The organism is Pedobacter sp. UBA5917, from assembly GCF_002432345.1.
In the GTDB taxonomy this organism is placed as follows: domain Bacteria; phylum Bacteroidota; class Bacteroidia; order Sphingobacteriales; family Sphingobacteriaceae; genus Pedobacter.
The window spans coordinates 1-5,991 of the sequence record NZ_DJDT01000185.1 but is presented as its reverse complement, the minus strand read 5'-3'; the positions used below and the strand labels follow the sequence as shown (position 1 = coordinate 5,991).

Annotated in this window: 5 protein-coding genes; 1 reads left to right on the top strand and 4 read right to left on the bottom strand. The window is 39.2% G+C overall.

The window, feature by feature from the left end; all coding sequences use genetic code 11:
• Positions 1-76: 76 nt before the first annotated feature.
• Positions 77-1,603, top strand: a complete 1,527-nt coding sequence (locus B2V92_RS12115; RefSeq protein ID WP_293308241.1) for an OmpP1/FadL family transporter — start codon at positions 77-79, stop codon at positions 1,601-1,603.
• 53 nt (positions 1,604-1,656) lie between these two features.
• On the opposite strand, the gene B2V92_RS12110 is transcribed toward B2V92_RS12115, so the two are convergent.
• From B2V92_RS12110 to B2V92_RS12095, 4 genes are all read right to left on the bottom strand, one after another.
• Positions 1,657-3,897, bottom strand: coding sequence for a hypothetical protein (locus B2V92_RS12110; RefSeq protein ID WP_293308239.1), 2,241 nt, complete (start codon positions 3,895-3,897; stop codon positions 1,657-1,659).
• Positions 3,858-4,076, bottom strand: a complete 219-nt coding sequence (locus B2V92_RS12105; RefSeq protein WP_293308237.1) for a hypothetical protein — start codon at positions 4,074-4,076, stop codon at positions 3,858-3,860. Before B2V92_RS12105 ends, B2V92_RS12110 begins: the two co-directional genes overlap by 40 nt.
• Positions 4,077-4,152: 76 nt before the next feature.
• Positions 4,153-4,812: a response regulator gene (locus B2V92_RS12100; RefSeq protein WP_293308235.1), complete on the bottom strand. Its 660-nt coding sequence runs from the start codon at positions 4,810-4,812 to the stop codon at positions 4,153-4,155.
• Positions 4,805-5,593 carry a sensor histidine kinase gene (locus tag B2V92_RS12095; protein WP_293308233.1) on the bottom strand — a complete coding sequence of 263 codons (789 nt, stop codon included), beginning with the start codon at positions 5,591-5,593 and terminating at the stop codon, positions 4,805-4,807. Before B2V92_RS12095 ends, B2V92_RS12100 begins: the two co-directional genes overlap by 8 nt.
• Between the last annotated feature and the right edge of the window lie 398 nt (positions 5,594-5,991).

The window sequence follows — 5,991 nt, the reverse complement described above, 5'->3', positions numbered from 1 at the left end:
GTGGCGGCGGCGGCGGTGGAGGCGGTTCACGTCCGGCAAGAGCAGGTAGAGGTTAATAATAAAATCTAAACACACAATGAAAAAATATATTTTAGCTTCACTAGTAGCTACAGTAGCTGCTATGGGAACATCATACGCCCAAAGTTATGCACCAGATGCATTCCGTTTTTCGCAGACCAATTATGGCAGCACTTCAAGATTTAAAGGAATGGCCGGAGCACAGGTAGGTGTTGGTGGCGATATCGGTTCAATCAGTGCCAACCCTGCGGGTTTAGGTTTGTTTACCAAATCAGAATTCAGCATTACACCAGAGTTTAACTCAGTATCAAACGGAAGTTCATATTTGGGCAATAATATCAAAGCAGATAAAAGCCAGCTGAACCTTAATAATATTGGGGTGGTATTTTATAGCCCCGCTGCAAAAATGAAAGGTGCTGATGTAGATAAGGGATTGGTAAGTACAGTTTTTGGCTTGAGCTATACCCGTAACAACGATTTCCTGAACAACATCAATTATAATGGGATCAACAGGAATAACTCGATAAGATATTCTTATGCCGAGCAGGCCAATAATTACGGCACCAGCAACAGCATAGCCGGAGATGCCTATAACAGCTATTTAATCAATAGAAATACCCCAACCTTTCCAAATCAGTTTTCTGCAGAGCCCTACAGCGGCAGTTTTAACCAAAACTGGGATGAGGCCCGTTTAGGTTCTACTTCAGAGTTTAACGTGGCAGGCGCGCTTAATTTTGGAAATAAAGTATACATTGGAGCAACTGCGAGTTTTGTAAATGTAAAATACATCAGCGATGCTACTTTTACGGAGTCGGGCGTCCTTAATTCGTATGATGATGGAGCAACTGTTCCAAAATATAACGGAAATGAAAACTACAACCTTACACACTTCCGTAACCAGGAAACTAAAGGTGGTGGTTTTAATTTAAAATTGGGTGCTATTTTCAGACCGGTAAGTGAGTTAAGGATCGGTTTGAATTTCCAAACGCCAACCTGGATGAACATTGAAGATAATACCAGCGAAACCTTACAGGCCACTACTGCTGGAAATGCGACTACTGCACCCAATAAATCAAATAATCCTACCCAGTATTATTCGTTTACCTACAACCTGCGTACTCCTTTAAAAGCTTCGGCCGGTATCAGTTATGTAATTGCGGGTACAGCATTAATATCAGCTGATGTTGATTATGTAGATTATTCTTCGATGCGCTTTTCTGATTCAAACGGATCTGATCTTTCTACAATAAATGCCAATAATGCATTTATTAAAAACAGTTACAAAGAAGCGGTTAACTACAGGGTTGGTGCCGAAGTAAAAGTAACCAACGAATTTAGTTTACGTGCCGGTTATGGGGTAAATGGAAACGGTGTTAAAGGTGGCGACAACAAATTTTATCAGGGTCAATTCTACACTGGTGGACTTGGATACCGCATTGATAACTACTATTTCGATGTAGCTTATCAAAATTATAAAACCAATTTCAGCTCTAGCCCTTATGAATTAGATAACTACACAGAGCCAGTTGCAGATGTAAAAAGTAGTAGAAATAACGTATTCTTAACTTTTGGAGTAAGATTCTAAATTTTTAAATCAGATACTGAAAAGGGTTATGGTTATAAAACCGTAACCCTTTTTTATTTATTCTTTACCGTAATCTCTTTCTCGCCGTAAACCACTCCCCCATCGGTTACCCCCTGAACAATAATTTTAAACTGCCCGGTTAAATCGCCGGCATTAAATGTTATCGGTGTTTCGCCTTTAACCAATACCTGGTAATTCCAATATACTGTAGCAAAATTGATCGGTTCATTTTTATTACTGATATCAGACTCGTAAAATTCTTTTGGCAGGTTTATGCCTTTTAATATCATGATATTGGGTTTGTGTTCTTCATCGGTACATCCCTGGTACACCATCGTTCCTCCCCTGCCCGTAGAATAACTTTTACCCTTAACGGGGCTGGTATTTCCAACATCTGCAGTATGGTTGGGACAGTTTAATATATTATACCTGCAAACGTAATCGCCACACCTGTTATAAGCCCTATTGGCAAACGCTGTGGCCTCATTATTTTTTGTTATGGTAACTTCTTTAAGCCTGATACCGGCCAGCGCGGTAATACTTTGGTTGCTTTCATTCAAAATGTCTGACCGAGTGCTGGGCATTTCGAAATTCTGCTGCACCAGGTATTTTTTCAATTCATCATGCGGATTATCCATTTTAACTTCGTACTGATCATATTTAGCCGTAGTCATGGCCAACCAAACCGGTATCTTCGGCTCTTTGATCATCAGGTTGGTATAGGGGATATTAAACAGTCCTGCGCTATCGGTATTCAAAAAGTTAAGGTTTTCTCCTGCTATGGTTGTTAGGCCCATCGGTTTATCCAGGGGCTTATTTTTTCGGGTGATTTTCCCATGGTAACTTAAAACCGAAAACACATCCTGTTTACCAACCTCCTTTATTTCGGTTTCGGGCCATTTATAGCGGCTCCATGTTTTTACCAATAAAATATCGTTCAGATAATCCTGATCTACAGATTTTATTCCCATTGGCCGGTTGGGAAGCGGTTTTAAATATTGCTGTAAATAGAAATAATCGGTAATATTCTGGTTGCCAGTGGCCGAAAGTCGGTTGCTCTGTACACAGGCAATGGAAACAAGGGCGTCGGCAGGTTTCTTATTCTGGGCACTTACCTTCAGTTTTAAATTTACCTGGTCCCTCGTATTATATTCGTCTTTATCTGTTATTAAGTCTGCCCGGTTAAGCTGGTCGTAATGGGCAAAAAAAATCCGTTCGGCAATGGGTTTATAATTGCTATCTAAAATACTCACGGCATTTAACCCGGCAGGGACGGAATCCAGCTTAAAACGAATACTCTGGGTTTTATTCTGCTCCAGCATCAGGTTGGTATGTAATAAAATATTAGAGAAATTATGCACCAGAACATGTACCTTTTTCTGATTATTGGCTTCTAAATGGATCCTAAAGTCGTTTTCGGCTATCGCAGTACCTGCAGTTAATACCACTCCATCGTTTAACACAATAGGCAAAGGATATTTCGTATCATCGTTATGCTCGCCTAGAATTTTAACGGAATATTTTTTCAAAATTTGGGGGCATATCGAAAATGAACCTATACCCGCTGAGTTACTTTGAATGGTATCAACAGGAACATCATTTTCGTACAGCACAGCTTTTGCATTTAATACTGTTCCTTCCAGGTTTTTGATTTCAAAGCCTACTTTAGAAGCTAAACGGTCAACCAGATAACCACCTTCGGGATAAAACAGGATTTGATAGTTTGATCGTTTCAGCACAGGGAGTTTAAACCTGGCATACCTGATATCTTTCCCCTTTTTCACCGTTATATAAAGCTGGTTATTATCTGCAGTAATCTTCTCTGCCGGGAAATCGAGCATCAATTCGCCGATTACGCTGCTTCTTGCAGTACCGGCGAGCAGGATCCGTTTATCATTCCCGATCTGATATTTGATCTCTGCATTTTCGACAAAGCGGTTATCCCCTGTTAAAACTTTTACTAAAGCCGTTCCGGTTTTACGTTGATCATCGTAGGCTTTGAAGATGGAAATATTGGTTGTTAACGGATTTAAAGTGGTTGATTTAACTGTAATGGCATGGATAAATTCGCCGTCGGGCCCGTTATTTTTTTTGATATTGGTATTTGCAACAAATCGATATGAACCGCTGGGCAGGGAATCGGGCAGCGTAAATCCTCCAAATGAAAAGCCTTTTTCGATCAGAAATTTTTCCTGAAGAACGATACTGCTATCGCTGTTATTGATGAGCGATAGGTAAAGCGTATGGTACTGGTCTAATCGGTAATGGTTTTTAACAGGTATCCGGTAAACCAAACCTGATCATTATTGCTATAGATATCTTTATCGAAATGAACAAACAGGCTTGATTTAGCTGATTTTAAGCCATAATGATGAATATTCTGGGCAACACTATCCAATTTTGCATCCTGTGCCTTTGCTTTAAACAACAACAGCAGCACACAGATGAGGATGGGATAAAATTTTGAAAGCATATTTGGAATGATATCATTAAAAATCCAAATTTTAATCCGGATTTTCACTAAATAAGCCGCAGATACGCTAAATGAACTAAATTTTTACGATACCATTCTTTACGGCATATAAGGCCAGGCCCGTTCTACTTTTCAGTTGCAGTTTTTCGCACAGCGAATTCCGGTAACCATCAATGGTGCGTGGACTCACAAACATTTCAGCAGCAATTTCGTTATAGGTTTTCTCGGTACAGGTATATTTCAGAAACTCCATTTCCCTTTCGGTGAGCTTCACAAAATCGGATATTTTTGAGTTTGTAGATAAGGAACTTAACGATTGCATCACTTTTCTGGTAACCAGGTCATTATAAAAGTAACCTTTGCTGATTACCTCATCAAAAGCACATTTCAGTTCCTCGGGTTCTGCATCTTTTAACACATAACCTTTTGCCCCATTGGTTATCATTTTAATAATTGCCGCTTCGGCATCCATGGTGCTTAGTGCAAGTACATTTGCCTCAGGATGATTGATCCGAAGCCATGAGGCGGTACTGTAACCGTCCATCTCGGGCATATTGATATCGAGCAGCACAATATCGGGCACACCGTATATCTTTAACTGCTGGATAAGATCTCTTCCGTTGGCGGCTTCGAACAATATTTTGTACGACGGGAAATAACTGATCAAAGCGGCCAATCCTTTTCTGAATAGGATATGATCGTCAACCAGGGCTATATATTTTATCTGATCAGACATAAGGGATAATTAGAATGATTTTTGTACCACTATTAATAGCACTGATAATTGTTGCTTCACCCATAATCAGGCTTGCACGTTTTACAATATTCTGGAGACCTAAACCGGTTTCCATTTTTTCATTTTCGCCTGAACTGAACCCAACACCATCATCTTCGATGGTAATTTTCAGTTTTTGGCTTAAAAAGTCGAAACCAACATTGATTTTGCTGGCACCGGCATGTTTAAGTATATTCTGTAAACTTTCCTGTACAATCCGGAAAACGATTATTTTCTTCTGCTCAGCTACCTGCTGTTCATCGCCCCTTACTTCTACACTACATTTCAGTACTCCTGCTTTTCCAATACGCTGTAACTCCTGCTCTACCGCCTGCAACAAGGTAAGTTCCTGTATACGGCTTGTGCTTAAGCTTTTTGCAATATCGCGTAAATCGGTAAGCGCGTTTCCAACATTCCCCTTAATTTCGGTAATTAATGGTTTATTGCCGGTTTCATTCTGTTCTGCAATACTTAACTGTAGCTTGGCCAAACTTAATATCTGGCCCACATTATCGTGTATTTCCTGACTGATGATATCAAAAGTCTGCTCCTGCATCTCTAACCTCGATTGGAGCAATTGTTCGGCATACTGTTTTTCCAGCTCCCCTTTTTCCTTTGCATACTGGAATTTCTTTTTCTGGAAATAGAGCATAAAGAAAACGATCGCGCTACTAAGTGCGAAAAAAATAATTATACTGGGTATAATTACAAAGAGGACTTCTTTTTCTTGAACTTTGGACATAAAAGAGCATAAGCAAACAGTAAATACATGATAATATTAGTTATTAAATTTAAACTTTTTAGCTTAACAGCCAACTGTATATAATTGGTACTCAAATACCTGTACATGCCCATATACGGAACTTCACAGGTATAAAACAGGATTAGTCCTATAGCCACCCAAAATTCACCCTCATTAAAAAGTGAGGTGGTTTCATTCGATGTTAATTTTTCGTAACAGTAAATAAGTCCAAAAAATATGATACATGTTCCTCCCAATACAAAGGCATAGCTATTCCATTGCAGGATGTTAAAACAATAAAAATTAAACACATACCAAAAAACCGGAAACAGAAGTAAGAATAAGTTTATTGTTTTGAGTATGTAAATATTTTTAATATTCCGTTTAAAGAAGTAGCC

Bases quoted from the DNA above. Each gene is read 5' to 3' on its own strand.
- B2V92_RS12115 (WP_293308241.1), top strand. From the start codon at position 77: ATGAAAAAATATATTTTAGCTTCACTAGTAGCTACAGTAGCTGCTATG.
- B2V92_RS12105 (WP_293308237.1), bottom strand. From the start codon at position 4,076: ATGCTTTCAAAATTTTATCCCATCCTCATCTGTGTGCTGCTGTTGTTG.
- B2V92_RS12095 (WP_293308233.1), bottom strand. From the start codon at position 5,593: ATGTCCAAAGTTCAAGAAAAAGAAGTCCTCTTTGTAATTATACCCAGT.
- B2V92_RS12100 (WP_293308235.1), bottom strand. From the start codon at position 4,812: ATGTCTGATCAGATAAAATATATAGCCCTGGTTGACGATCATATCCTA.